22 protein-coding genes and 1 pseudogene are annotated in these 23,967 nt (G+C 43.9%); 3 read left to right on the top strand and 20 right to left on the bottom strand.

Annotation, left to right across the window (positions count from 1 at the left end; genetic code table 11):
• Positions 1 to 149: 149 nt before the first annotated feature.
• Positions 150 to 1,102 (top strand): annotated as a pseudogene (locus DFO73_RS09585) (transposase); the annotation flags it as partial.
• A gap of 359 nt (positions 1,103 to 1,461) precedes the next feature.
• On the opposite strand, the gene DFO73_RS09580 reads toward DFO73_RS09585, so the two are convergent.
• Both DFO73_RS09580 and DFO73_RS09575 read right to left on the bottom strand, forming a co-directional pair.
• The gene (locus tag DFO73_RS09580) at positions 1,462 to 2,655 is read right to left on the bottom strand and encodes a PDZ domain-containing protein (RefSeq protein WP_110064566.1); all 1,194 of its coding nucleotides are present in this window, start codon (positions 2,653 to 2,655) and stop codon (positions 1,462 to 1,464) included.
• 233 nt (positions 2,656 to 2,888) lie between these two features.
• Entirely contained in the window at positions 2,889 to 4,340 is a 1,452-nt protein-coding gene (locus tag DFO73_RS09575; RefSeq protein WP_110064565.1) for a S41 family peptidase, read from the bottom strand.
• A gap of 448 nt (positions 4,341 to 4,788) precedes the next feature.
• Here DFO73_RS09575 and DFO73_RS29245 point away from each other — a divergent pair, with 448 nt between their 5' ends.
• Complete coding sequence (locus tag DFO73_RS29245) at positions 4,789 to 4,923, top strand: hypothetical protein (RefSeq protein WP_258309362.1); 135 nt, start codon at positions 4,789 to 4,791, stop codon at positions 4,921 to 4,923.
• A 148-nt stretch (positions 4,924 to 5,071) separates the two neighbouring features.
• Here the strand turns inward: DFO73_RS29245 and DFO73_RS09570 are convergent, their stop codons facing one another.
• From DFO73_RS09570 to DFO73_RS09550, 5 genes are all read right to left on the bottom strand, one after another.
• Positions 5,072 to 6,397, bottom strand: a complete 1,326-nt coding sequence (locus DFO73_RS09570; protein WP_110064564.1) for a murein hydrolase activator EnvC family protein — start codon at positions 6,395 to 6,397, stop codon at positions 5,072 to 5,074.
• 155 nt (positions 6,398 to 6,552) lie between these two features.
• The gene (gene ftsX / locus DFO73_RS09565; RefSeq protein ID WP_110064563.1) at positions 6,553 to 7,446 is read right to left on the bottom strand and encodes a permease-like cell division protein FtsX; all 894 of its coding nucleotides are present in this window, start codon (positions 7,444 to 7,446) and stop codon (positions 6,553 to 6,555) included.
• A complete protein-coding gene (gene ftsE / locus DFO73_RS09560) occupies positions 7,436 to 8,122 on the bottom strand; it encodes a cell division ATP-binding protein FtsE (protein ID WP_110064562.1) in 687 nt (228 codons plus the stop codon). The genes ftsX and ftsE overlap by 11 nt, the downstream gene beginning before the upstream one ends.
• Before the next feature lie 436 nt (positions 8,123 to 8,558).
• Complete coding sequence (gene cccB, locus DFO73_RS09555; RefSeq protein WP_110064804.1) at positions 8,559 to 8,909, bottom strand: cytochrome c551; 351 nt, start codon at positions 8,907 to 8,909, stop codon at positions 8,559 to 8,561.
• Between the two features lie 52 nt (positions 8,910 to 8,961).
• On the bottom strand, positions 8,962 to 9,828 hold the full coding sequence (locus tag DFO73_RS09550; protein ID WP_110064561.1) for a YitT family protein: 867 nt from the start codon (positions 9,826 to 9,828) through the stop codon (positions 8,962 to 8,964).
• Between the two features lie 522 nt (positions 9,829 to 10,350).
• On the opposite strand from DFO73_RS09550, the gene DFO73_RS09545 reads away from it, so the two are divergent.
• Positions 10,351 to 10,671 (top strand): hypothetical protein, encoded by a 321-nt coding sequence (locus DFO73_RS09545; protein WP_110064560.1) that lies wholly within the window; start codon positions 10,351 to 10,353, stop codon positions 10,669 to 10,671.
• 590 nt (positions 10,672 to 11,261) lie between these two features.
• Here DFO73_RS09545 and larE read toward each other — a convergent pair.
• The 13 genes from larE to DFO73_RS09480 form a co-directional block, all read right to left on the bottom strand.
• The gene (gene larE, locus DFO73_RS09540; protein WP_110064559.1) at positions 11,262 to 12,089 is read right to left on the bottom strand and encodes an ATP-dependent sacrificial sulfur transferase LarE; all 828 of its coding nucleotides are present in this window, start codon (positions 12,087 to 12,089) and stop codon (positions 11,262 to 11,264) included.
• A gap of 46 nt (positions 12,090 to 12,135) precedes the next feature.
• Entirely contained in the window at positions 12,136 to 12,765 is a 630-nt protein-coding gene (locus DFO73_RS09535; protein WP_110064558.1) for a bifunctional 4-hydroxy-2-oxoglutarate aldolase/2-dehydro-3-deoxy-phosphogluconate aldolase, read from the bottom strand.
• A 15-nt stretch (positions 12,766 to 12,780) separates the two neighbouring features.
• Positions 12,781 to 13,737: a sugar kinase gene (locus tag DFO73_RS09530; protein ID WP_110064557.1), complete on the bottom strand. Its 957-nt coding sequence runs from the start codon at positions 13,735 to 13,737 to the stop codon at positions 12,781 to 12,783.
• A 26-nt stretch (positions 13,738 to 13,763) separates the two neighbouring features.
• The gene (locus DFO73_RS09525) at positions 13,764 to 14,627 is read right to left on the bottom strand and encodes a fumarylacetoacetate hydrolase family protein (RefSeq protein WP_110064556.1); all 864 of its coding nucleotides are present in this window, start codon (positions 14,625 to 14,627) and stop codon (positions 13,764 to 13,766) included.
• An 18-nt stretch (positions 14,628 to 14,645) separates the two neighbouring features.
• A complete protein-coding gene (locus DFO73_RS09520; RefSeq protein ID WP_110064555.1) occupies positions 14,646 to 15,605 on the bottom strand; it encodes a C-terminal binding protein in 960 nt (319 codons plus the stop codon).
• Between the two features lie 69 nt (positions 15,606 to 15,674).
• Complete coding sequence (locus tag DFO73_RS09515) at positions 15,675 to 16,622, bottom strand: U32 family peptidase (protein WP_110064554.1); 948 nt, start codon at positions 16,620 to 16,622, stop codon at positions 15,675 to 15,677.
• Entirely contained in the window at positions 16,619 to 17,530 is a 912-nt protein-coding gene (locus DFO73_RS09510; RefSeq protein WP_110064553.1) for a dihydrodipicolinate synthase family protein, read from the bottom strand. The genes DFO73_RS09515 and DFO73_RS09510 overlap by 4 nt, the downstream gene beginning before the upstream one ends.
• Positions 17,531 to 17,549: 19 nt before the next feature.
• Positions 17,550 to 18,698, bottom strand: a complete 1,149-nt coding sequence (gene dgoD / locus DFO73_RS09505; protein WP_110064803.1) for a galactonate dehydratase — start codon at positions 18,696 to 18,698, stop codon at positions 17,550 to 17,552.
• Positions 18,699 to 18,831: 133 nt separating this feature from the next.
• Complete coding sequence (gene gucD / locus DFO73_RS09500) at positions 18,832 to 20,298, bottom strand: alpha-ketoglutaric semialdehyde dehydrogenase GucD (RefSeq protein WP_110064552.1); 1,467 nt, start codon at positions 20,296 to 20,298, stop codon at positions 18,832 to 18,834.
• Between the two features lie 461 nt (positions 20,299 to 20,759).
• The gene (locus DFO73_RS09495) at positions 20,760 to 21,974 is read right to left on the bottom strand and encodes a UxaA family hydrolase (protein ID WP_258309361.1); all 1,215 of its coding nucleotides are present in this window, start codon (positions 21,972 to 21,974) and stop codon (positions 20,760 to 20,762) included.
• A complete protein-coding gene (locus tag DFO73_RS09490; RefSeq protein ID WP_110064550.1) occupies positions 21,925 to 22,221 on the bottom strand; it encodes a UxaA family hydrolase in 297 nt (98 codons plus the stop codon). Before DFO73_RS09490 ends, DFO73_RS09495 begins: the two co-directional genes overlap by 50 nt.
• 4 nt (positions 22,222 to 22,225) lie before the next feature.
• On the bottom strand, positions 22,226 to 23,122 hold the full coding sequence (locus tag DFO73_RS09485; protein ID WP_110064549.1) for a fumarylacetoacetate hydrolase family protein: 897 nt from the start codon (positions 23,120 to 23,122) through the stop codon (positions 22,226 to 22,228).
• Positions 23,123 to 23,157: 35 nt separating this feature from the next.
• Complete coding sequence (locus DFO73_RS09480; RefSeq protein WP_110064548.1) at positions 23,158 to 23,925, bottom strand: IclR family transcriptional regulator; 768 nt, start codon at positions 23,923 to 23,925, stop codon at positions 23,158 to 23,160.
• Between the last annotated feature and the right edge of the window lie 42 nt (positions 23,926 to 23,967).

Below are 23,967 nucleotides of genomic sequence, written 5' to 3'. Positions count from 1 at the left end.
CCCGCAGGAGTCTCGCCCCTTCCGCTCCAATCAACAGGGTGCAAGAATCAATATTAGCATTAGTACTAAGGTAAAAAAAGAAGAAAATCGTCCTTTTTGGTATAATGAAGTCACCACAACCCACCATACGAGAAAGGAACGATTTTCTTATGTATAAAGAGTATAACACGAATCAATTAGCACTTCCAATGGATATTCAGGTACTAATCCCCCAACAACATCTTGCCCGTTTGATCGACTTCGCAGTCGATCAGATGAATCCAAGTATCTTTACATCTCTTTACCCTGGAGGCGGAAGACCTCCTTACCATCCTAAGATGATGTTAAAAGTCATTCTTTACGCTTACTCCAATCGCATTTATTCCTCACGTCAAATTGCCAAACAGCTGGCAGAAAATATTATTTTCATGTGGCTCTCTGGAGAACAGCAGCCAGACTTCCGAACTATTAATCGCTTCCGATCCGAACGCATGAAAGATGTAATTTATGAAACGTTCTTTTCTATTGTAGACCTATTGCGGGAAGAGGGTTATATAAAACTTGAGGATTACTTTCTAGATGGCACCAAAATTGAAGCGAACGCGAACAAGTATACCTTTGTTTGGCGAAAATCTACTGAAAAATATGATCAGAAACTAAATGAAAAATTCAAGCAGCTTGTCTTTCAGATTGAGCAGGTTACTAAGGAAGACGAAGATGCAGAACAGGAATTAGATCTAATGGAGAAGTTAGAAAAAGCTCCAATTTCTTCAGAGAAAATAGCCAAAACAGTAAAGAAATTAGAGAAGCGCCTGGAAAAGGACCCTAAGAATAAGACCATTAAAAAAGCAAAGCGCCAGTTGGAAAAAGACCTTTTGCCAAGAAAACAAAAGTATGAACAGCAGAAATCTACATTTGAAAGGAGAAACAGCTACTCTAAAACGATACGGACGCGACTTTCATGCGGATGAAAGATGATCACATGAAAAACGGCCAGCTGAAGCCTGGCTATAATGTGCAAATCGGGACAGAAAATCAATTCGTTGTTGGTTTTAGTCTGCATCAGCGTGCTGGAGACCCAGGTTGCTTGATTCCTCATTTAAGTGTATTAGAAAAATATGATATTAGTTGTCTATTAAAATGTAAAAAGCCGGTCTTCAAATTTGAAAATCGACTCTAAATAATTAACCTAAACACCCGATTGTTGAACAAGAAACTAAAAACATTTACCCCATCAGTTTCCTTCACTTTATGTTTTATAAGCACGTTTCAAATTCAAGCAGTTAACTCAATCATTAATTTCATAAAAAAAAGCTTATCTTGTTCCTGATAAGCCCCCGTTTGCGGAATAAAAAAACAAAAAAAGCTCACCAAACCGGTAAGCTTTTTTTACTTAATACTTTTCTATTCCGCTTAATTATGAACAGATTCCGGCCGGAAGATTTTGAACGAATTCCAGTTAATTATGAAAAAATGACAAAATCAAACCGCTTCGCTATCCCACTTCTTCTCATCCTGCACAAACAGCAGGCCGAGCTCGTGGTGGTCACCTTCGTAAAGAGCCCGCTGGACGAAGCGAATTTGGCCGTTTACGTCGATGACTTCAAGCTTGCAATGCGCCCCGTTCTTTTGCAGCGCTTCATAGAATCCTTTTTCATCGTGAATTTTTACGCCGTTAACTTTCGTGACGATTTCACCAACCTGAAGGGCCATTTTATCCGCGGGCGAGTCGGGCACGACTCCAAGAACCATGATACCCTGATTGCGTTTGGAAAAATAAAACGGTGCATGGTCCTCTGACATACGCTGGCGAAGGGATATAAACTCCCGTCCGATAATCGCCAGTGCTACAACCCCGACGGCTGCAAGCGGATACCAGTAACCAGCCGCTGACAGCAGTAAAAGCAGCATGCCAAACACAATAATCCTTTGGCCAAGCAGCTTGACCGCTTCCTTAGGAAGGGTTCCCTGGATTCGCTGATAAAAGCCGATAGCGAACGGCACCAGGATCAGCGAATAGGAATTTCCGCCAATCTCAAACACCGGCCACCATACCAAGTGCACCTGCAAAGCCTGTCCTGGAATGAGCAGAAAAACAGGCACCATCCATATTCTTTTTGCCTCATGGATGCCAATCGTTTGCCCGCGCTTGCTTTTTACCAGTTTGGGAGATGTTCCTTTCCGGCCAATTTTTAAGATTAGGAAACCCTCAACTATTACGAGCAAGGCAAGGAGAATCGCAATGGCTGGAAAGATCGACTCTTCTGTATTTGTCACCGATTTTACGAATGATGGCAAAGGCCATTGCTGTTCAATGGCAAACATCGTCGCAAAAAAGGCAAACCCCAGTGTATAAACCGGTGCCATCCATCTCACTTTTGTCGTGAAGCACCATAGGAAGGTGAGGGCTGCTGTAAAGACAATCGTTTCCATTGGGATGACCAATCCCGCCCCGACCACAATGATGGAAAGCACCATACCGGCCAGCAGCCCAATCGGGAGGAGCTGCCTCAGTTCAAAATAGGCATTCTCCGCCCTGACCGAAAAGTTTTTCCGTTCATGCTTCACACGGGATACACCCAGATATGCCGCCACAAAAAAAAGAAAATAAAACACCGGATTTAATATCAGCTTCCCCGTTCCTTTTAAAAACTCAAAAACCCACTCCTCAACCAAACTTGCCACCAGCCTCTATAATAGAATTTCACAAGAAATTATGTAACAAACAGACAAATCTATTACTCTATATTCTACCAAACCCCCCACCCAAAACCTATCACAAACTCACCCAAAAACAAAAATAGCAGAAGGAAAAATCCTCCTGCTTAAAATCGGGTACCAGGTACCTATACCAGTACCAGACCAGTAATGAAGATTCGACAAAATTCGGGTGGTGCCTGGTACCATAACTATTTCGCGATATACCTCAGTGCGGTTTGCAGCTGGAGGTCGTTTTGTTCTTTTTTCATTTCTTCGATGGCGGTTTGTTCAAGGGCAGATGCTGTTTTCTTGTCGATTTTGCCGGTTGGCTCCAGTCCTTTTTGCTGTTGAAAGGCTTTGACGGCAATGGCTGTGGATTCACTGAAATAGCCATCTTTGCGGCCTGGTCCGTATCCCAGCCCCTCCAGGATTTCCTGTGCATTTTTCACTATTTCATTATTCATATCCATCGTTAAAGGCTTCTCCACCTGAATCGGGTGTGTGTGATAGATGTCAGGCTGTTTGACCTCCAAGGTCGGCTTAATGCCTTCTTTATGGATCCAATTTCCATCCGGTGTCAGCCATTTAAATAATGTAAGCTTAATATTACTGCCGTCGCCCATCGCTACAGGCTGCTGGACGGTTCCTTTTCCAAAGGTATTTTCCCCGATTAATGTATATCCTTGAGCTTCCTTCAAAGCACCGGCAAGAATTTCCGATGCTGATGCACTGCCTTTGTCGACTAATACAGCGATTGGATAGTCTTTTTCCTTCTCCAATGTAGAGAAATATCTCATCTTCTCCCCGTCTCGCTTCTCAATTTGAAGATAAGGTTTTTCGGATGTCACAAGTTCTTTGAGGATTTCCTGCACAGATGAGAGCAGGCCGCCCGGATTTCCGCGCACATCAATGACGAGCCCCTCAATTTCATCCTTCTCCATCTCCTTCAGCTGCTTCGCAAACTCCTTGGAGGTATCTTCTGAAAAAGAGGTAATCTCCGTATAGCCAATCTTTTTGCCGCCTTGGTTTTTGATTTCAGAGTATACCGTGATTTGCGGAATCTCGTCCCTTTTGACCTCGACAGTTAATGGCTCCTTTAACCCTTGCCGGGCGATTTCGAGCTTCACTTTCGTTCCTTTTTCCCCTCTTATTTTCATCGTAGCTTTATATAAGTCCAATCCCTCTACACTTTCGCCATCCACTTTCAAAATTTCATCCTTGGGCTTTATCCCCGCTTTTTCAGCAGGCGAGTCTTTGAAAGGAGAAACAATGATGATTTTGCCATCCACCATGCTCACTTCCGCCCCAATGCCTTCAAAAGAGGATTCCAGTGTATCGCTAAATTGCTTCGCCGTTTCTTCATCCATGTAAACCGAATAAGGATCATCAAGTGTTGCGAGCATTCCCTGAATGGCCCCCTCAACGAGCTGCTTCTCTTCAACCTTTTCTACATAGCTTTTTAAAATAAGATGGTAAGCTGTCTCAACTTTCTCTATTTTCTCTTCATCTATAGGTATATTATTTTCGGCCGAATCTATTAACTGGTTTTCGGCTCCTTCATTAGGGTTTTCCTTTGCCAGCCACTGCATGCCCGCATATGTACTGCCAGCTCCTGTTAGCAATGAACCTGTCATTAGCAGGGCTATCCATTTTCTGCTCATCCCCATCTTCCTTTCCGGCTGCATTTTGTATATTTTCAGAGCCTTAGAGCGTCAATTCTGCTATTACTTCTGTCTTCCTGTGAAATTTTTAAATAATGAAGCCAAAGTCAGCTCTTTCAGTCTCTCTTTTCAAGGTTTTTAAGCCAGTATTTCATTTTATGCGTCACTTTTGCACTTTTCTGCTTCACTTTTTGTTTTTATGCATCAACTTCCATCGTTTATGTGCTACTTGTCACTCCTTGATCTAAAGGCATTCTGTCGTCCTTAGAAAACTACCATCTTATAAACAAAAAACACCCCGCAAAGGAACGCGGGATGTCTTTGCTCATTCCATCCTATGTTGGGAATGGACGAGTTATGATTTCTTTTAGCAGTTTAGTAAAGGCACTTAATTTCTAGAAACAAATACATTGGGTTGAACTAATAATAAAAAGAGGGATGTGTGCCAATGTTATACCAAGTGAAGGAATTGCAATACAACGCTAAAACCGGAATCCGGATTGGGTTTATGCTAACTGATTGGCGGCAAGGGGACATTCCAGTACCTGCAGAAGTTTCGCTCTTTGCTCCTGCACCAAAATGAAACCTGCCCCGCTTTATATTCATGATACGTCGCCAAATTGAAAAGAAAACCTCCGGAAATAACACAGGATTTTTTAAATAGGATTAAAGACCCTCTATACGGGTAAAAGAAAAGTGGAAGAAGCTAAGCTCCTTCCACTCAATACTTTTTATAGAGGCACGATGCCAACTGGGTTAATCGCATTTGTTTTGCCTGCATTCCAAGATCCTTTATGAAGCTCAAAGTGTAAATGCTGGCCATAAGATTGTCCAGTGTTACCCATAATGCCGATTTGCTGGCCTTTGGATACCGTTGCACCAGAACCAACAGAGCGGCTTCTCATATGTGCATAAACAGTCGTGTAAGTTTGTCCGCCAACAGAGTGGGCAATGAAAATAGCATTTCCGTAACTGCTGGAGTAGTATGAACGGATAACAACACCGTCAGCAGCTGCTACGATCGGAACAGTTCCGCCTGCAGCAATATCCACGCCATAGTGCTCACCTAGTGAACGGCTTCCAAATCCGGAAGAAAGTCGTCCGGCAGCTGGTCTTGTCCATGCTCCGCCAGATACTGCTGGGGCTGGAGAGGAAACCTGTGCAGTGCTTTTAATTGAAGAGCTGCTGCTTGAAGAAGAACTCTTCTTTTTAGCTGCTTCCTGGGCTGCACGCTGTCTTGCAAGTTCTGCTTGTCTTGCTGCTTCAGCCTGTCTTGCTTGCTCAAGCTGAATTGCTTTTTGAAGCGCTGCTTCCTGGGCTGCAAGGATTTCTTTTTCTTCTGCAAGCTCCATTTTTGCAGCGTGCATATGCTCTTCCTCTTTCTTTAAGGAAGCCAATAATTTATCTTTTTCAGCTTTTTGTGCGTTTAAGCTCTTTTTCATATTTTCAAGCTCGGCGCGCATTGTCTCTAAAGAAGCAAGTTCTTCTTTTACCTGAGCCTGTTTTTTCTCCAGCTCATCTTTATCAGCCTGATGCTGCTGAAGGATGTCCTGGTCTGCTTCCACAATAGTAGCAACTGCACCTACGCGCTCAATGAAATCCCCGAAGCTCTGCGCTCCCATCAATACATCAACATAGCTGACCATTCCGCCAGTTTCCTGATAGTTGCGGGCCCGGTCTTTCAATAGTTCATTGCGCTTCTTAATACGTTCTTTTAAGACTTTGATTTCGCCTTCAAGTTTTTTAATTTCCTCTTTTGTGGCTGAGATTTCTTTATTCTTTTCTTCAATTTTAGCTAACGCATCGCTGATAGCCTTATCCAGACGCTCAATTTCGCTTTCTACTGATTTTTGCTCGCCTTGGATTTCATTAATTTTCTTATCTGTACTATTAATCTCTGATTCTATGCCAGAGCGTTGTTGGTTAATCTTATTTTTTTGGCTGTTTAATTCATTTAATTTATCCGCCGCAACCGCCGTTTCAGCAGGCAGCCCGACAGTAATGCTGCCAAACCCCAAAATGGCAGCTAATGATAATGTGATAATGGATTTCTTCAATTTTCCGATTTCTCCTTTCAATGAACACCATATGTACAGGTCAATCGTTCAATTTCGCCGTTATTTATGAAACATTTCCCTCTAGTAAATCGTCTATTATGATAAGGCTTGAAGGCGCCTGAAAAGGTTCCCCCCCGCAGGCCCTTCAAAGCTGGTTACACTTTAAGGAATTTCCGCACTGACATTAAGCTTCCCCATACACCAATTAGCGCACCCATTAGGATAAGCAGGCCGGAAACCTGGTAAACAAACGGGTTGAATTCCAGCAGCCTGACAAAATGCCCCTCAAGCTTGGGCGCCAGGTAGTCATAGGCATAATAATAGGCTGTCGCAACAAGCCCGATCGGAATAATGGATCCAAGCAGTCCAAGCCATAATCCTTCAAGAAAGAATGGCCATCTGATAAAGGCGTTGGTTGCTCCTACTAATCTCATAATCTCGATTTCTCTTCTTCGCGACATAATCGTAATTTTAATCGTGTTTGAAATCAGGAACATCGCTGTGAATAGCAGGCCGACAATCAGTACCAGACCGACGTTTCGGCTGGCATTAATAAAGTTGAAGAGTTTCTCAACTTGTCCCTGTCCGTATTTGACTTTTGCAGTATACTCCATTTTTTCAATTTGTTTTGCTGCTGTCATTGTGTCTGTCGGGTTTTTCGTCTTTACGATAAATACATCGTTCAACGGATTATCCTGTTCGAACAGTTTGAAGGCTTCCCCTTCTTCACCAAGGCTGTCTATCAGATTATCTAGCTCTTTTTCCTTAGTTGAGTATTCGACTGTTTTGACTTCGGGTATTCCTTCGATTTTTTGCCGTAAAACTTGCTGATCCTGCTCATTTGCAGCAACATCGATGTGAACGCGGATTTCCACGTCCTCTTCAATGGTCGTCGCCACCTTGTTGAGATTCATCATAATGACGAAAAATACACCAACCAAAATCAGTGTTACTGTTACCGCACTTGCCGAAGCGAATGTCATCCATCCATTACGGCCAAGGCTTTTAAAACTTTCACGAAAGTGCCGGCGCAAGGTTCTAGCTTTCATAGCCATAATCACCTCTTTGCTCGTCACGTACGATACGGCCGCCTTCAATGGCAATAACGCGGTGTTTAATCGTATTAACAATTTCTTTATTATGAGTTGCCATGACCACAGTCGTTCCTCTCGTGTTGATTTCCTCGAAGATGTTCATGATTTCCCATGAAGTATCCGGGTCAAGGTTACCTGTAGGCTCGTCCGCTATCACGACCTTTGGAGCATTAACAATTGATCTCGCAATGGATACACGCTGCTGCTCACCGCCTGATAATTCGGTCGGAAGCATCCGTGCTTTATGCTTTAAATTTACAAGCTCCAGTGTTTCCATAACTTGCTTTTTTATCGTTTTGGGCTGTTCTTCTATTACTTCAAGAGCAAAAGCTACATTTTCATATACAGTTAATGTAGGCAAAAGTTTAAAGTCCTGGAAGACTACACCGATTTTCCTTCGTAAAAGTGGAACCTTTGTACTTCTCAAAGTAGCAAGGTTCACTCCATCTATCGTTATCGTCCCGCTCGAGGGCTTTTCTTCCCGGTACATCATCTTAATAAAAGTCGATTTACCCGCTCCGCTTGGGCCTACAACGTATACAAACTCACCCTGCTTGATATGGACGTCAATGCCGCTTGCAGCGGTAACGCCATTCGGGTACCTTTTATATACGTCTTTCATTTCTATCATATATATCACCTAGTATCTAGTGTGTATTAAGAATTAAAGAGATTCCTCTTTTCGCTAAAAAACGACATCCTTTCGACATGGAGGATGACACAGTATTTGTAAATACTCCCTTTTTAGCCATCTAAAATTCTCACACAACCCATTATAACATCATAGTTTCTCAAAATAACGGAAAAAATTATTACAGTTTCTTTTCAAGCCTGTAATTTTTTGTTACTTTTTACCTGAATTTCATTTATATACTAGTCAGTTATTCTCCCATTCGACGATTTTTTCCTTCTTTCTTCTTATATAAAGTTGGTTCATGGAGCTGTGCGTCGTATTTTGCAGATTTTTTTTGCTTGAATTTTAAAACAAGTGTAAAAATAGGGCAAATAAAAAACGTCCTGCTGGTTACAGAACGTTTTCATTCCGGACTTGCTGTCCTTTATTCTAATTATTTCTTTCCTGCCAGCCAAGCAGCTACTTGGGAAGCTTCCTCACCTTGAAGCAAGCCTGCAGGCATAGCACCTTTACCGTTGGCAATCGTATTTTCAATGTCCTCTTGGGAAAGGTTTGCACCAATTTTATCAAGGGCAGGTCCTACACCGCCTTCAAGGTTGGCACCATGGCAGCTTGAACATTTTTGGTCATAAAGCTTTTGTGCGTCACCGGCGTCAGCAGTTGTTGTTTCTCCGCCGCCATTTGTTGCTGTATCTTGTTCTTCAGTTGCTTCGTCTCCACCGCCGCCGCATGCAGCCAGAACAAGTGAAGTACCCATTAGTAATGCTAGTAGCTTCTTTTTCACCATTTATTCCCCCTCAGGAAAAAATACTAAGTACAGCTATATTATACCAAGCCTATGCCCTTTTGAAACCCTCGCCCAATACCTCGGAAGCATCCGCAACAATGATAAATGCTGTAGGATCAATGGTTTGAACCAGTTGTTTCAATTTTGTGAACTCTGTCTGATCCACTACACACATAAGGACAGGACGTTCATGGTCGGTATATCCGCCGTATGCTGATAGTTTTGTCACACCTCGGTCAATTTTATTCAAAATCCCTTCACGAACTTCCGTTTGTTTTTCCGTAATGATCAATGCCATCTTCGTCCGGCTGAATCCAAGCTGCACTAAATCAATGGTTTTGCTGGTGACATACAAGGCAATCAAGGCATATAATCCTTGTTCAATGTCAAAAATAATCGCTGCCGATAGAACAATCAGTCCATCAATTAGCGCTACACAGGTTCCGAGTGACAGGCCAGTGTATTTATTAATAATCTGAGCAGCAAGGTCTGTCCCGCCTGTTGATGCTTTACCCCTGAAAACGATTCCTAAACCAAGGCCTACACCGATCCCGCCAAAAAGGGAAGCAAGTAATGGATCCAGTGTCCATGCTGCAAAATCCTTTGTTAAAAAGACGACAAACGGCAGAAAAATGGTTCCGGCAAGCGTTTTGGCCCCAAATTGCTTTCCCAGTAATAGGACTCCCGCTATAAAGAGCGGTATATTAAACGCCCACTGCACATAAGCCGGCTCCCAGCCAGCAACCGCATCAAGAATTGTACTGATTCCGCTTACTCCCCCTGACGCAATCCGGTTTGGCAGCAAGAATACATTGAAAGCTATCGCTACAATTCCTGATCCTATTAAAACAAATAAATACTCCAGCGCCCTTTCCGCTTTTGTACTATATGTATAAGCTCTTCTTTTCTTTCCCATCCTCTTCTCCCTCCGGTGACTTAATCTTTGCGGGTAATTTTAAGGGGGCAAGCCGAGTCCATATGCGCTCGTCCCATATTTACGTTTCATGCGATACCTTCTAAAGGTAAATCTTCCATTTTTACTGTCAGTGAGTATAGCACGGAGATTTTGCTGTGTAAATGCCAGTGAACTGCCGTATTAAAGGACTAGTGCAAGCAGTTTCTCTTGATTATTTTTAGGATGTGAAGGGATTTATATTTTTATCAAATATTAGTCCTTTTTGAGTTAGTTGGTTAATTTATAAACACCTTCATGACAGATCACCTAAATACCAATACTAGTATTTGTATTGATCATTTTACAAATAGACAAAATCGTATAAGGTTATTGGTCTGGACTCAATTTATTTCATCTGTATTCGATTATACATATAGTCAAAATGCTCGCTCGATAAGCGGTCAGCTTTGTATTAGCAGCTATTTGAAAACAGCATGATTTCCCACAACGTGTGGTATAATGTCGAAAAAGGAGGTGAAAAAAATGGAGAAAATTCTTAATGAAATTTTAAGTACTTTAAAAGAACATTCAAGAAGATTTGATTCAATCGATGACAGATTTGATTCAGTCGATAAAAGATTTGTTTCAATCGACGAAAGATTTATTTCAATCGATAAAAGGTTTGCTTCGATCGATGAAAGGTTTAATTCTATTGGCGGAGATCTATCTGATGTAAAAATAAGGCTTGGTCATGTTGAGGACAAATTAGTCAGTGTAGATGACAGAGTAAGGATGCTTTCTGAACAAATCGACAGCAATGCAACCGAATTTAGAAGCCATTTTAAGCACATCGAAGCAAAGTAAGAACAGCATGAAGAAACCTTTCATGTTATCTCTGATACTTTAATAGGTACGAAAATTGATATTGACCACCTCAGCAAAAAGAGCGGGCTGCATGATACTGAAATTAATCAGCTCAAGAAGCGAATCCACTCCTAGCCACATTCCACTCAGGCAAATAGCTTAATTCCATATAAATAAAAAAGCATTTGCCGACTCTAGCGTCAGTAAATGCTTTTTTTAACGAAAGGCTCTGTTAAATAGGCCTGTTGATTTCCGCTCCAGGCACTCAGCGAACCGCGGGTGGTCTGGAAGCCTCCTCCCGCTGGAGTCTCCCGCCTTACACTCCAATCAACAGGGTGCCAAATACAACAATAAGCTTTAACACAGCCAAACGAAAAAAGACAGTTTTCTTTTGAAAATTCCATTTTTCTTATTAAAAAAGCTTCATTTTCATCAATAATCTATCTTCCTGGTCAAACAGGCTAGCATGAACCCTCTGCCTCTATTTTCATAGCTAATTTCTTAATGATCATCAATTTCCTTAATATATCGTCATCTTTTCGATCCTATCGTCAACCAGGTTCACGCGAGGGATATAGAAAAAAGAGACTTTACTTCGCCGCCGATGATTGGAGCATTTGATTCATACTGCCGCTTTTATAGCCCGTTAAGTCCATCGCCACATATTTAAAGCCGATGCGTTTCAGCGCATCTGAAACTTGTTCATGATATTTGAGGAGGTTTGCCATATCCTGCGGATCCACTTCTATTCTTGCAATTTCATTATGAACCCGGACTCTTACCTGCTTAATTCCAAAGCCTTTAATAAATTGCTCAGCCTGATCTACTTTCTTTAATTTTTCAATGGTGATTTTTTCACCATAGGCAATTCTGGAGGATAGGCAGGCCAGCGAAGGTTTATCCCAGGTATCAAGCCCAAGTTCCTTGGACCGGATGCGAATATCTTCCTTTGTTATATCCGCTTCCGCCAGCGGTCCCCTTACGTTTTTCTCCATAGCAGCTTTCACACCTGGCCGATGTTCACCTAAATCATCTTTAATAAGTCCAAATGTCAAATTCTTGTATCCTTGCTCGATCATAATAGGATAAAGCTCATCAAACAGCCCTTTTTTGCAGTAGTAGCATCTGTTTGAATCATTTTCGGCATAGCCAGGTATGGATAACTCCGACATTTGTATAACTTGGTGCGGTGCATTTAATGACTTGGCAATTCGAATCGTCTCCTCCAGTTCAGAGCGAGGGAAAGACTCGGAATCGGCAGTAATAGCCAAAACATTCTCTTCTCCTAACGTATCCAATGCCACTTTTAATAAATAGGTACTGTCCACACCTCCGGAAAAGGCAATGATGATGCTTTCCATATCTGATAAAATCTTTTTCAGCTGCTGCTCTTTTTCTAAACTGAGGTGTATGTCCACGATCGTATCCTCCTTTATCGTAAGGCCATGAGCCATTTTCTCAGGCTCAATGTCCCGCCAAAGCAGAAAATTGCTTGGCCTTTTCAGTAAGATTCAAATAATCTTCTTCAGAATTCAGCTTTTTTGCATTTACTAATGAACCGCCTACACCGGCAGCAACAGCCCCTGCTTTCAAATAGTCCTGGATATTTTCTGCGCTTATGCCGCCTGTAGGCATTAATGGGATATGGGGAAGTGGTCCTTGCAGATTTTTAAAGTAAGGAACGCCCATTACATCGGCTGGAAACACTTTGATAATATCCCCGCCATGTTCATATGCAGTCAGAATTTCTGTTGGTGTGAGGGCGCCAGGAATGCTGAGGACACCGTAGCGTTTTGCCATTTTAATTGTCTCGGCATTAACGGTTGGCGAAAAGATAAACTCTGCTCCGGACATAATTACTGCGCGTGCTGTTTCAGGGTCCAGCACCGTACCTGCCCCAACAATGACCTCATTTCCAAACTCTTCTTTCACTTTTTCGATTAGCGTGCACACCTTTGGCGTTTCAACCGTAATTTCAAATGTGCTAACACCCCCTGCCTGCAGCGCGTGTGCAATTGGCAAAATTTGATCAGGATGCGCACCGCGGATGACCGCAACAATTTTGCGCTTCTTTAATTCTTCTAACCTGTTCACTGATTCTCCTCCTTTTTATCTTGTAACATCGTCCAAGCCGCCGTTCATAAAGGACACAAGATCAGATCGATTCGGCAAACCTTCTGCATCGCCATTCACCATGGTTACCATTGCTCCCATCGCGTTGCCTCTTAGTACCGCTTCCTCCAGCGGCAATCCGTCCAGCAGACCTGAAAGCACACCAGCCGCAAATGCATCGCCAGCCCCGACTGGATCGACTACCCGCTCAACAGTAAAGCCCGGAATTTTCGTTAATGGGACGGACTGGGAAGAAACCAGTGCTCCTTCTTTCCCCAGTTTCATAATGACTGTTTCAATTCCGAGAGCATGAAATTTTTCAACATATTCCTCCGGTGAACAAGCGCCAAATAAAAATTCCGCTTCGGAAATGCCGGGAAGGACAATATCGCTTTCCGAGGCATATTTTTTTAAAAAATGGCGGGCCTCTTCTTCATCTTTCCAAATTTTCAACCGGAGATTTGGATCAAAAACAATTTTCGTTCCTTTTCCTTTGGCAATGCCGATGGCTTTTTCAAGCATTTCCCGGCAGGATTCACTAAGTCCTGGGGTTATTCCTGTAATATGAAGATATTCAGCATCTGAAACGGAGTCTTCCTGCAGCCATTCAGCGCTCATTTTGCTGGCGGCAGAGTCTTTTCTATAGTAATAGACACGCGTATCATTCAAGCGCCTGAACTCTTTAAAAAACACACCGGTCGGAACACTTTGATCGCGTGTTACATAGGAAACATCCACTCCTTCACCGCGGATGAATGATTGCATCGCATCCCCAAACTCATCCTCCCCAAGACGGCTGATCCATCTTGAGCGGTGGCCGAGGCGGCTTAATCCGATGGCGACATTGGATTCTGCACCGCCAAACTTCATCGAAAAGGAATGGGCATGGCGGAGCATGCCCTCTTCATTCGGCGTAAATAGAGCCATCGTTTCTCCGATTGTTACAACATCCATGCCTATCAGCCTCTTTCTTCCGGTAGTCAGCCTTTCACATAATTGGAAAGCGTTCCGATTTTCTCAATGGTAATACTCATTCTGTCCCCATCCTTCAGCCACACCTTCGGGCTTCGGCCCATTCCGACTCCTGGAGGGGTCCCAGTTGCAATTAAATCGCCTGGTCTAAGCGTCATCGACTGTGATAAGAATGAAATGATCTGCGGAATGGTAAATATTAAATTATTTGTATTCGAATCCTGCATGATCTCCCCATTGAGCTCAAGCGAGATTGAGAGGTTGTGAGGATCCCCTGCTTCGTCCTTTGTTACAATCACTGGCCCTGTCGGGGCAAATGTATCTGCTGTTTTGCCGCGGGACCACTGTCCGTCTTTAAATTGCAAATCGCGGGCGCTAATGTCATTCATGATCGTATAGCCAAAAACATAATCGTTTGCGTCTTCTTCGGATACATGCTTTGCTTCTTTGCCTATTACAATAGCAAGCTCCGCTTCAAAATCGACCTCATTGGAATTGCTGGGAATTTCCACAGCGTCATGATGGCCGACAATGGCATTTGCATACTTTGAAAAGATTACCGGTGAAGCAGGCGGCTCCATTCCGGTTTCCCTGCAATGGTCAATATAATTCAAGCCGACACAAATAATTTTTTCCGGTGATGGAATCGGCGGAAGAATCTTCACATCAGAGATTGGGAAAACAGCATCATCACTGTCACACTGCTCAATCAGGTTTTTAGCAAGCGGCAGCAGCTCTTCGCTTTTTTCTATAAAGGTTTTCACACAGAGCGGAAATCGATCTCCGCTCAGTAAGGTTAAACTGATTGCGCGCTCTTCCTGCAAAACGCCAATATGCGGTTGTGAATGGACGGAAAAAGCAGCTATTTTCATAATCACCCACACCCTTTCCTAAGTTAATGCATAAGGTGTTTTTTCACCTTTTAAAACCTGAACGATATTTTTCGCAGCTTTTTGGCGAAGCTCGACCATTGCTTCCTCAGAATACCAGGCACTGTGCGGAGTTATGATGACATTGTCCATGTGGAGTAGCGGGCTATCTATGCTAATCGGCTCTTCCTCTGTTACATCGAGAGCTGCACCGGCAATGATTCCTTCTTCCAGTGCTGCGATAAGTGCCTTTTCATCTATAATCGGACCGCGGGCAGTGTTAATGATCACGGCATTTTTCTTCATTTGCCTGAAACGTTCTTCATTTAACATATGGAAGGTATCTTTAATAAGCGGGACATGAACCGACAAATAATCTGCTTCCCGTATGATTTCATCAAGCTCCATTTTTTGTACCCCGGCAGCAGCCATATCTTCTGCCGAAACAAATGGGTCATACGCTGCCGTTTTAAAGCCAAGAGGCTTCACTTTTTCAATAAACCGCCGTGGAATGCGGCCGAATCCGAGAACCCCTACCGTCTGTTCGTTAAAGCGGTGAATCGGTACACATGCTTTGAAGTCCCATTTGCCTTTTTTCACTTCATTATTTAATAGAGTTACTTTGCGGGCCCATGATAATAAAAGGGCCAATGCATGGTTTGAAACCTCTTCCATCCCATAATCAGGTACATTGGCAACCGTAATGCCTTTTGCATTCGCGGCATCCAGATCAATCGTGTTGACACCCACACCGTAGCGGGAAATAACCTTGGTATTTTCAAGGGATTCAATAACACGGCGTGATATAGGTGCATATTGATTTAAAATGGCATCTGCATGTTTAGCTTGTTCTAAAACCTCTTCTTCTGTTTTGCATTGCGCTTTGATAAATTCGATGTCAAGGCCGCTTTCCGCAAACACGGCTTCTTCATATTTCAGATTCTCAAATTCATAGTCTGTTAATAGCACTTTAAAAGCCATCCGATTTCACTCCTAAAATAATAGTAAGAAATCCCTGGAACGGCATGGGGCCGCTTCAGGGATCTTTTGTTATTTAGCTAACGTTTTTTCGACTTTCGGAATTCCGAGCCCTTTCGCACCAAGCTCAGAGGTTTTTGCTTCCGGATAGTAGCGCTCAATCATTTGAATGCCAATGGAAGCACGGCGGACACGTTCTTTCACAAGGGAGATATTTGTGCTTTCCCATTGTTTTCCTGAAGGATAAACATCCGGATGATTGCGAAGCCCGAATTTAATATAAACTGGAGCAAGCACCCGAATGATTTCCGGGATTTCGTAGTAGCGCAGAAATCCGCCGAAATTATCAGGAACCTCTACGTACAAATCGATCGGAATATCAATGGCCTGCCGGATGGCTGCAAGTTTAGCCAGCGGCAATGCGGAAGGAACATTGTAGGTATCTGCGCCAATATCCTGCATTAATTTTACTGATACTGGATTGGCCGAGCCCATTTGAACGGATACCTTCACAACGAAGTCCTCCGGAAGTTGTCCCTTCTTTTTCATTTCTTTTGTTAAAAGAAGAAGTCCCTCATCCGCCACAAGCGCACCCCTTAAGCCGAGTGCAGCACCGCGCTTTAAATCTTCCATTGCATAAACCAGCTGATCGGCTCCTTCGTGGCGAAGAGCCTGGGATTTGCCGCCCGATGTAAACGGAGCTGCACTGATATCCCAAGTGCCTCGCGGACCTACGAACAAGCTTAGCTCCATGCCTCGTTCGGCTGTCAGATCACACATTTCTTTAATTTCTTCATCTGTTTGAAGCATAATGCCGCTTCCCTGGGAGACGCGGTGAATCGTCAAGCCCAGGCGGTCAATTTCTTCAAGCGTAGCTTTTAACGCTTCAGGTCCTTCAACACTGGGAATTTCAACACGGTACTGTGCACCGTCCGGAAATCTTTTTGCAGATGTCGGCAATTCTTGAAAATCACTGGATGGGTAGCCTAATTGTTCAAGCAATTCGCGGGATTCTTTCATGGTTGGATACCTTCTTTCGTTTCGATAGTTTTTAATAGATTACGAACATTTTCACGTAAATCGGCGGGGTATACATCGAATGGAACACGGTGCCCCGCTGCTGTATCAAACCAGCGCAGATGAACGGCTTCTTTCATGGCTGTAAAAAACGTCGGGCAATAGGTGTAAACATCCATAAGCCTGGAGATCAGCTGGTGGTTTCTCTCCGCTTCAGCCAAATCTCCTCTTTGATAAGATTCATATAAATCCACAGATATTTCCGGAGCAAAAACGGCGCTTCCGTTAATGCTGCCATCTGCGCCAATCATTTGGGCAGGCAGCATATGCTCATCAAATGCTGAGAAAACAAGGAAGTCAGGACGGACTTTCTTCACCTCTGTGATCACCTGGCGAATGTGGCCAAAATCACCGACTGTTTCCTTAATGCCAGAAATATTGGGGCAATCTTTGGCCAATGTTACAATTAGCTCAACCGGCAAATTTTGTCCGGTTAATTGCGGGATATTATAAATAAACACTGGCAGCTCAGTATGGCTGGCAACAGTTGAATAAAAACGGTAAAGCTGCTCATCTGAGAGCTTCCAATAGTAAGGGCTGACAACCAGTACACCATCTGCTCCCAATTCTTCTGCATAAGAAGTCAGTTCAAGGACTTCCTTTAGCGCTGTATGACCCACGCCAACCATTACTTTTACGCGCCCACGGATATGTTTAATCATTTCCCTTACATAAAGCTTCCGCTCTTCGATGGAAAGAGAAGAAAACTCGCCTGAACTGCCCATCAGCAAAATACCATGAATATTCTGTGAAATCAGCTTATCAATATAGCGTCTATTTAGCTCCAAATCCAGATTTCCGGCTTCGTCAAATAAGGTGACAACCGGAGGGATGATTCCATGAAAGCTCATTATGCTCTCCTCCTTCTCCTTACCATTCGGCAATGCTGCCATCTTCATGGCGCCAAATAGGGTTTTTCCAGTCATGCCCGACTTCCGCTGCCTGCTTTACTTTTTCTTCATTTATGTCGATTCCAAGGCCAGGCTGATCCGGAATATTTACATAGCCATCTTTATAGGCAAATATCTCAGGATTATTTATATAATCCAGAATGTCCATTCCCTGGTTATAGTGAATGCCAAGGCTTTGCTCCTGGATGATGAAATTTGGAGTAGAGGCATCCAGATGAACCGATGAAGCAAGTGTCATTGGGCCCAATGGACAATGCGGCGCAATGGACACATCATAGGCTTCAGCCATCGCGGCTATTTTCTTTCCTTCCAAAATACCGCCTGTGTGGGAAAGATCAGGCTGGATAATATCCACATATCCGTCTTGAAGAAGCTGCTTAAATCCCCAGCGCGTATACATTCTTTCTCCGGTTGCAATCGGGCAGGTCGTATGAAGCGCTATTTCACGAAGAGCTTCATTATTTTCCGGCAGCACCGGTTCTTCAATGAACATAGGCCGGTACGGCTCAAGCTCTTTCACAAGCGTTTTGGCCATTGTTTTATGAATCCGGCCGTGAAAATCAACGCCGATTCCAAAATCTTTTCCCAGCGCCTCGCGAATCGATGCTACGCGCTCAATGACTGCATCCACTTTTGAAAAGCTGTCTATGTAGTTCATTTCTTCCGAGGCATTCATTTTAACGGCTTGAAAACCCTGTTCTTGTTTTTCTTTTGCTGCCGCAGCAACATCGGCCGGCCGGTCGCCTCCGATCCATGAATACACTTTAATTTTCTGGCGCGCTTTACCGCCAAGCATTTCATAGACTGGTATGTTGTAATACTTGCCTTTAATATCCCAGAGAGCCTGCTCAATGCCGGAGATGGCACTCATTAAAATCGGGCCGCCCCGGTAAAAGCCGCCCCGGTACAGTGTTTGCCATATGTCTTCGATGTCATTGGGGTTTCGTCCAATGATATAATCGGAAAGCTCAGTAACTGCCGCCTTCACTGTTTCAGCACGTCCTTCAACAACTGGCTCTCCCCACCCGGAAATGCCTTCGTCCGTATCAATCTTTAAAAACAGCCAGCGCGGCGGAACTTTGTATAATGAAAGTTTCGTAATTTTCATATGGGCACCTCGCAACATTTTTATAAAAAGGAGATTTCTATTCCGGAAATCTCCTTTTTATGGTTGAATAGATCTCTATGCATTACTTGATTAATAGAGATGAAAATATGAACATGTTTTTTTCTCCGGTTTATTAAGAACCTTTGATGAAAACGGTTTTAATGGCTGTATAGAATTCTTTCGCGGCTTCCCCCTGTTCGCGTGAGCCTGTGCTTGAGGCTTTCATGCCGCCGAATGGCGCCTGCAGCTCTACTCCTGCGCTTTCCGCATTAATACGGACAAGCCCCGCTTCGATTTCATCAATGAATTCCAAAATGGAGCTGATATCTGATGTAAAAATGGATGCGCTCAATCCATATTTCGTATTGTTCGCCAAATCGATTGCCTCTTCCAGGTCAACGGCTCTAATAAGAGCGACTACCGGCCCGAAAATCTCTTCCTGGGCAATCGTCATATCTGGTGTCACTTCTTCAAAAATTGCCGGTTTAACGAAGAAGCCGTTATCATATTCTCCGCCTGTCAGCACTTCGCCGCCATGGACCAGTCTTGCACCTTCGTTTTTCCCGATCTCAATGTACTTATTGAACGTGTTGAATTGGCTTTCACTTGCACAAGGCCCCATCCAGATGCCCTCTTCAAGCCCATTGCCGACTGTGATTTTTTTAGTTGCTTCTATTAGTTTTTGCTTAAATTCGTTATAGACTTCGGATTCTACGATGACACGGCTTGATGCTGTACATTTTTGGCCGGAAGAGCGGAATCCTCCGCTGATGACTGCTTCAACAGCCAGGTCAAGATTGGCATTTTTCGAAACGATAACAGGGTTCTTGCCGCCCATTTCAAGCTGGAATTTGATGCCGCGCGCAGCAGCTGCTTTCGCTACACTCTGTCCGACACTTTCTGATCCTGTAAACGTAATGGCGTTCAATTTAGGGTGATCGATCAATCCCTGGCCTATAACAGAGCCTGAACCCGTTACGAAGTTTAAGACACCTTCAGGGAAGCCTGCTTCTGCAAAGCACTCAACCACCATTGCAGCAGTAACAGCCGCTTCACTTGCAGGCTTGAATACAACTGTATTTCCATATACAAGGGCAGGAGCGATTTTCCAGATTGGAATGGCAACAGGGAAATTCCAAGGAGTAATGACACCCACAACGCCAAGCGGAGTACGCTTTGTGAACATAAGGGCATCTTTATCTGTGGATGGAATCACATCTCCATCTTTGCGCATTCCTTCCCCTGCATAGTAACGAAGAATCGCAATCCCTCTTGCTGTCTCTCCTTTTGCTTCTGGCAGGGTTTTGCCCATTTCCCTTGTCATGGATTCGGCAATTTCATCCAGTCTTGCTTCCAGAAGGTTTGCTGTTTGGAACAATAGCTGGCCTCTTGCTGCCTGGCCCAGCTTGCGCCACGCCTTTTTCGCGTTGTGTGCTGCCTCTACCGCCTGGTTTAATTCTTCTTCAGTAGAATTTTGAACGTAGCCGACTGCTTCCTTATTGGCAGGATTAATGCTTGTAATGACTTTCCCGGATGCTGATTCTTTCCATTCATTATTAATAAAGTTGCTATACGTTTTTGTTTCGATTGTCGTTTTCATGTTTAAACCCTCTCCTTTTTAATAGGCATTGTTAAGTCTGGTAAACTTGCCTGTTGATTCCCCCTTAAGGGGCTCAGCCAACTGCCGGCGGTCCGGTTTGCGGGGTCTCCCCGCTGGATGCTGAATAATCCTGCTAAACAAACATTTGGCCGTTAAATCTAGCAGTTTAGCCGTTAAACCTTTGGATTTGGCCGATAACTGGCCGTTTTTGGCCGATAAAATCATGAATTTGGCCGTTAAACCAAATTTGAGTTGCTGCAGAATACCGTTTGGCCGGTAAATCCGGTAGTTTGGCCGGTATTTTTCTAATTTCGGCCGGTAAATGCTCTAGTTTGACCGGAATTTTTCTGAAAATGGCCGGTAAATGTTATTCGACCCGCTAATTCGAGTCTGAAAATCTGCTAATTTCAGTAATTTAGCCGGTTTTTTCTAATTCCAGTTGGTAAATGCAGAGCCTTTTATTAAAATGTCGGACCAATTCGCCAGATTCCGAAGTCATGCTGTTTCAAAATCTCCGCTTTTGTCAATTTGCCATTTGCTACAGCTTGAATTTCATTCATGATACGCCCGCCTACATCGGCGACCGTTTCTTTGCCGTCTACGATGGTGCCGGCATCAAGATCCATGTTTTCATTCATGCGTTCGAACATTGGTGTGTTTGTTGAGATTTTAATAACCGGAGCGATTGGTGATCCGGTGGGTGTTCCACGCCCGCTGGTAAACAGGACAATTTGCGCGCCGCCAGCAACCATACCCGTTAGCTGTTCAATGTCATGGCCGGGCGTATCCATCCAGACCAGTCCTTTTTTTGTAGGTTTTTGTGCATAGTCAATGACTTCTTCCAATCGTGTTGTACCCGATTTTGTCGCAGCTCCCAGCGACTTTTCCTCCAGTGAACTTAAGCCGCCCTCAATGTTGCCCGGGCTTGGATTGCCCGTGCGGATGTCCACACCCATTTGGATCGAACGATTTTCCATCATTTTAATGACGGCATAAGCTTTTTTCGCAACTGAGTCATTAGCTGCACGGTTGGCAAGCAAATGCTCTGCACCAATTAATTCGGTTGTTTCGGCTAAAATAGCTGTCCCGCCCTGTTCAACAATCAAATCGCTCGTGCGTCCAACAGCAGGGTTTGCCGAAAGGCCGGAGCATGCATCAGATCCCCCGCATTCTGTGCCGACGATCAATTCGCTGAAATCGCATAGCTCCCGCTGTACCATCGAAGCATCCTGAACCATTTTCACCGCTATCTTTGCCACCTCGGCAATGGTTTGAAGCGTACCGCCATGATCCTGGATGGAGACGGTTTCCACCGGCTTGCCGCATTTAGCGATCTCATCGCCAATACGGTGTGCCTGGTGGGTTTCGCATCCAAGGCCGAGAACGATAACACCATATACATTTGGGTTCATTCCCATTCCGGCGTAGGTTCTTGCCGTCTGGTCATAATCCGTTCCAACCTGGGCACAGCCATGCTGGTGAATGAATGTTACGGTTCCGCTGACAAGCTCCGTCACCCGCTGGGCAGTTTGCGTCGCGCAAGTAATAGTTGGCAGGATCAGCACATGATTTCTTACGCCAACACGGCCATCAGGACGGCGGTAACCCCAAAACTGAAGTTTCTCATTAAACAACTTTGTCACCTCTTCCTCTTTTGCCTTCAAGGTTATGGACATGGACGTGTTCCCCGGCATCGATCGGGAATAGTGCTGCCCCGATCACCTCTCCATATTTAATAATGTCATCCCCCTGGGGAATCGCTCTGACTGCGAACTTATGGCCAAAGCGGATGGGTTCAAGAATCCTAACCGTTTTTTCGCTGCCCTCCGTTTTGACAATCACTTCAGCATCTGCAGGTATATCTGAAAGAGCGACAGCTACACTATCTTTCTCGTTTAAATAAAGTGTTTTATACTCACTCATTTCCTCACCCCTTAGCTGCTTGCCTCGCTTTTTCACTTTGGACAACCGGGTTATTCAGGACGCCGATTCCAGGAATTTCAATTTCAATCCGGTCATTTTCGGCTAATGTAAATTCATTTGGCGGGACAACACACGTTCCTGTCAGGAGTACCGTTCCGTCAAAAATTTCATTATCAAGCACTAAGTAATGGACAAGCTCATCCAGCGTACGTTTCAGCTGATTAACTTGTGCATCCCCGTAAAAAACAAGCTCTTCATCGCGGTAAATGCGGCAAATAATTTGGAACTCATAAGGGTCTGATACAGCATCTGCCAGTACAATAGCCGGCCCGATGGAGCAAGAGTTTTTCCAAACCTTTGCCTGCGGCAGGTAAAGCGGGTTTTCTCCTTCAATGTCCCGGCAGCTCATGTCGTTGCCAGCTGTGTAGCCAAGGACATTGCCCTCTTTATCAATAACCAGCCCCAGCTCAGGCTCAGGAATTTGCCAGCTGGAATCAGAACGGAGGTAAACAGCATCATTCGGACCTACTGTTCTTGCAGCAGTTGATTTAAAGAAAATTTCCGGGCGTACGGCATCATAGACTTTGTCATAAAACGTCTCACGATCAAGCTTTCCTTGTGTGGCTTCATAGTTTCGCGCTTCTCTGCTTTTTTTGTATGTCACGCCTGATGCCCACACTTCTGGAGCATCGATTGGGGTTGTTAACTGAAGACCATCCAATGGCTGCTTTTCTGTTTCAGCCGCAATTTGTTTTACAATGTCAAATGCCGTTCTATTATTTTCACGTGCCTTGTCAATCAACGACATAAAATCGTTGAATGGAAGGTCTGCTACTTCATTTTCACTTGTCACAGCTGCAAGCTGTTTTTCATTTTCTTTTAGGTAGCGAATAATTCTCATTGTTTATTCCTCCTGAATGACCAGATTGTCATTTTTTAAATTTTTTGATACTCATAACCGAGATCCTGCGAAATGCTGTTGCTGCAATCTTTTAAAATGCCAACGTAATGTTCGCGGATTTCATCTGTTACTTTTGTAGCCGGCATAGACATGCTTATGCCTGCTATAACTTTGCCCGAATAATCTTTAATCGGAACTGCGAAACAGACAATGCCTGGTTCGTTTTCTTCATTATCCACTGAATATCCGGCCGTCCGGACATGGTTGATTTCCTCTAATAATTCTTCTTTTGAGCTGATTGATTTCGGTGTTTGTTTTGTGTATTGATAGTTTTTAAGGAACTGATCCAGTTCGGCGTCTGTTTTCGTTGAAATAAGTGATTTGCCTACCGCGCTTGTATGAACCGGGACACGCCGGCCAATGCGGGAATATAAGACGGTAACACCGCTTCCTTCCACTTTATCGATATAAACACCTTCCTGTCCGTCCAGGATCACAAGGTGCACGGTTAAGTTCGTCGTAGCGGATAGTCTTTCAAGATGCTTTCTGGCTACTTTCCGCAAATCAAAGTTGCTCAGGACCATATTGCCCCGTTCAAAGAGCTTAAGCCCAAGCCGATATTTCCCATTCTCCTCATTTTGTGAGATATACCGTTGTTCCTGTAAGGTTTTTAAGAGCGAATGAACTGTACTTTTATGAAGGTTCATTCGTTTGCTGATTTCAGTAATGGATAATTCTCTCTCCCGCTCGTCAAATAAATCCATTATTTTTAATGCGCGTTCCACTGATTGGATAATAGGCATTATTGCTCACTCCTCTAGTTCTATTTAGCCTAATTTTACAGG

This window comes from Cytobacillus oceanisediminis (assembly GCF_003182355.1).
In the GTDB taxonomy this organism is placed as follows: Bacteria; Bacillota; Bacilli; order Bacillales; family Cytobacillaceae; genus Cytobacillus; species Cytobacillus oceanisediminis_A.
Note: the sequence above shows the minus strand (reverse complement) of the source record. Positions and strands in the feature narration are given on the sequence as shown.

What these genes read in the sequence shown, in the direction of transcription:
- DFO73_RS09550 (WP_110064561.1), bottom strand. Translation starts at nt 9,828, where the DNA reads ATGGGAAAGAAAAGAAGAGCTTATACATATAGTACAAAAGCGGAAAGG.
- DFO73_RS09575 (WP_110064565.1), bottom strand. Translation starts at nt 4,340, where the DNA reads ATGAGCAGAAAATGGATAGCCCTGCTAATGACAGGTTCATTGCTAACA.
- dgoD (WP_110064803.1), bottom strand. Translation starts at nt 18,698, where the DNA reads ATGAAAATTACGAAACTTTCATTATACAAAGTTCCGCCGCGCTGGCTG.
- gucD (WP_110064552.1), bottom strand. Translation starts at nt 20,298, where the DNA reads ATGAAAACGACAATCGAAACAAAAACGTATAGCAACTTTATTAATAAT.
- DFO73_RS09545 (WP_110064560.1), top strand. Translation starts at nt 10,351, where the DNA reads ATGGAGAAAATTCTTAATGAAATTTTAAGTACTTTAAAAGAACATTCA.
- DFO73_RS09525 (WP_110064556.1), bottom strand. Translation starts at nt 14,627, where the DNA reads ATGAAAATAGCTGCTTTTTCCGTCCATTCACAACCGCATATTGGCGTT.
- DFO73_RS09520 (WP_110064555.1), bottom strand. Translation starts at nt 15,605, where the DNA reads ATGGCTTTTAAAGTGCTATTAACAGACTATGAATTTGAGAATCTGAAA.
- DFO73_RS09510 (WP_110064553.1), bottom strand. Translation starts at nt 17,530, where the DNA reads ATGAGCTTTCATGGAATCATCCCTCCGGTTGTCACCTTATTTGACGAA.
- ftsX (WP_110064563.1), bottom strand. Translation starts at nt 7,446, where the DNA reads ATGAAAGCTAGAACCTTGCGCCGGCACTTTCGTGAAAGTTTTAAAAGC.
- DFO73_RS09490 (WP_110064550.1), bottom strand. Translation starts at nt 22,221, where the DNA reads ATGAGTGAGTATAAAACACTTTATTTAAACGAGAAAGATAGTGTAGCT.
- DFO73_RS09480 (WP_110064548.1), bottom strand. Translation starts at nt 23,925, where the DNA reads ATGCCTATTATCCAATCAGTGGAACGCGCATTAAAAATAATGGATTTA.
- DFO73_RS09515 (WP_110064554.1), bottom strand. Translation starts at nt 16,622, where the DNA reads ATGAAAGAATCCCGCGAATTGCTTGAACAATTAGGCTACCCATCCAGT.
- DFO73_RS29245 (WP_258309362.1), top strand. Translation starts at nt 4,789, where the DNA reads ATGTTATACCAAGTGAAGGAATTGCAATACAACGCTAAAACCGGAATC.
- DFO73_RS09485 (WP_110064549.1), bottom strand. Translation starts at nt 23,122, where the DNA reads ATGAGAATTATTCGCTACCTAAAAGAAAATGAAAAACAGCTTGCAGCT.
- DFO73_RS09495 (WP_258309361.1), bottom strand. Translation starts at nt 21,974, where the DNA reads ATGTCCATAACCTTGAAGGCAAAAGAGGAAGAGGTGACAAAGTTGTTT.
- ftsE (WP_110064562.1), bottom strand. Translation starts at nt 8,122, where the DNA reads ATGATAGAAATGAAAGACGTATATAAAAGGTACCCGAATGGCGTTACC.
- DFO73_RS09530 (WP_110064557.1), bottom strand. Translation starts at nt 13,737, where the DNA reads ATGGATGTTGTAACAATCGGAGAAACGATGGCTCTATTTACGCCGAAT.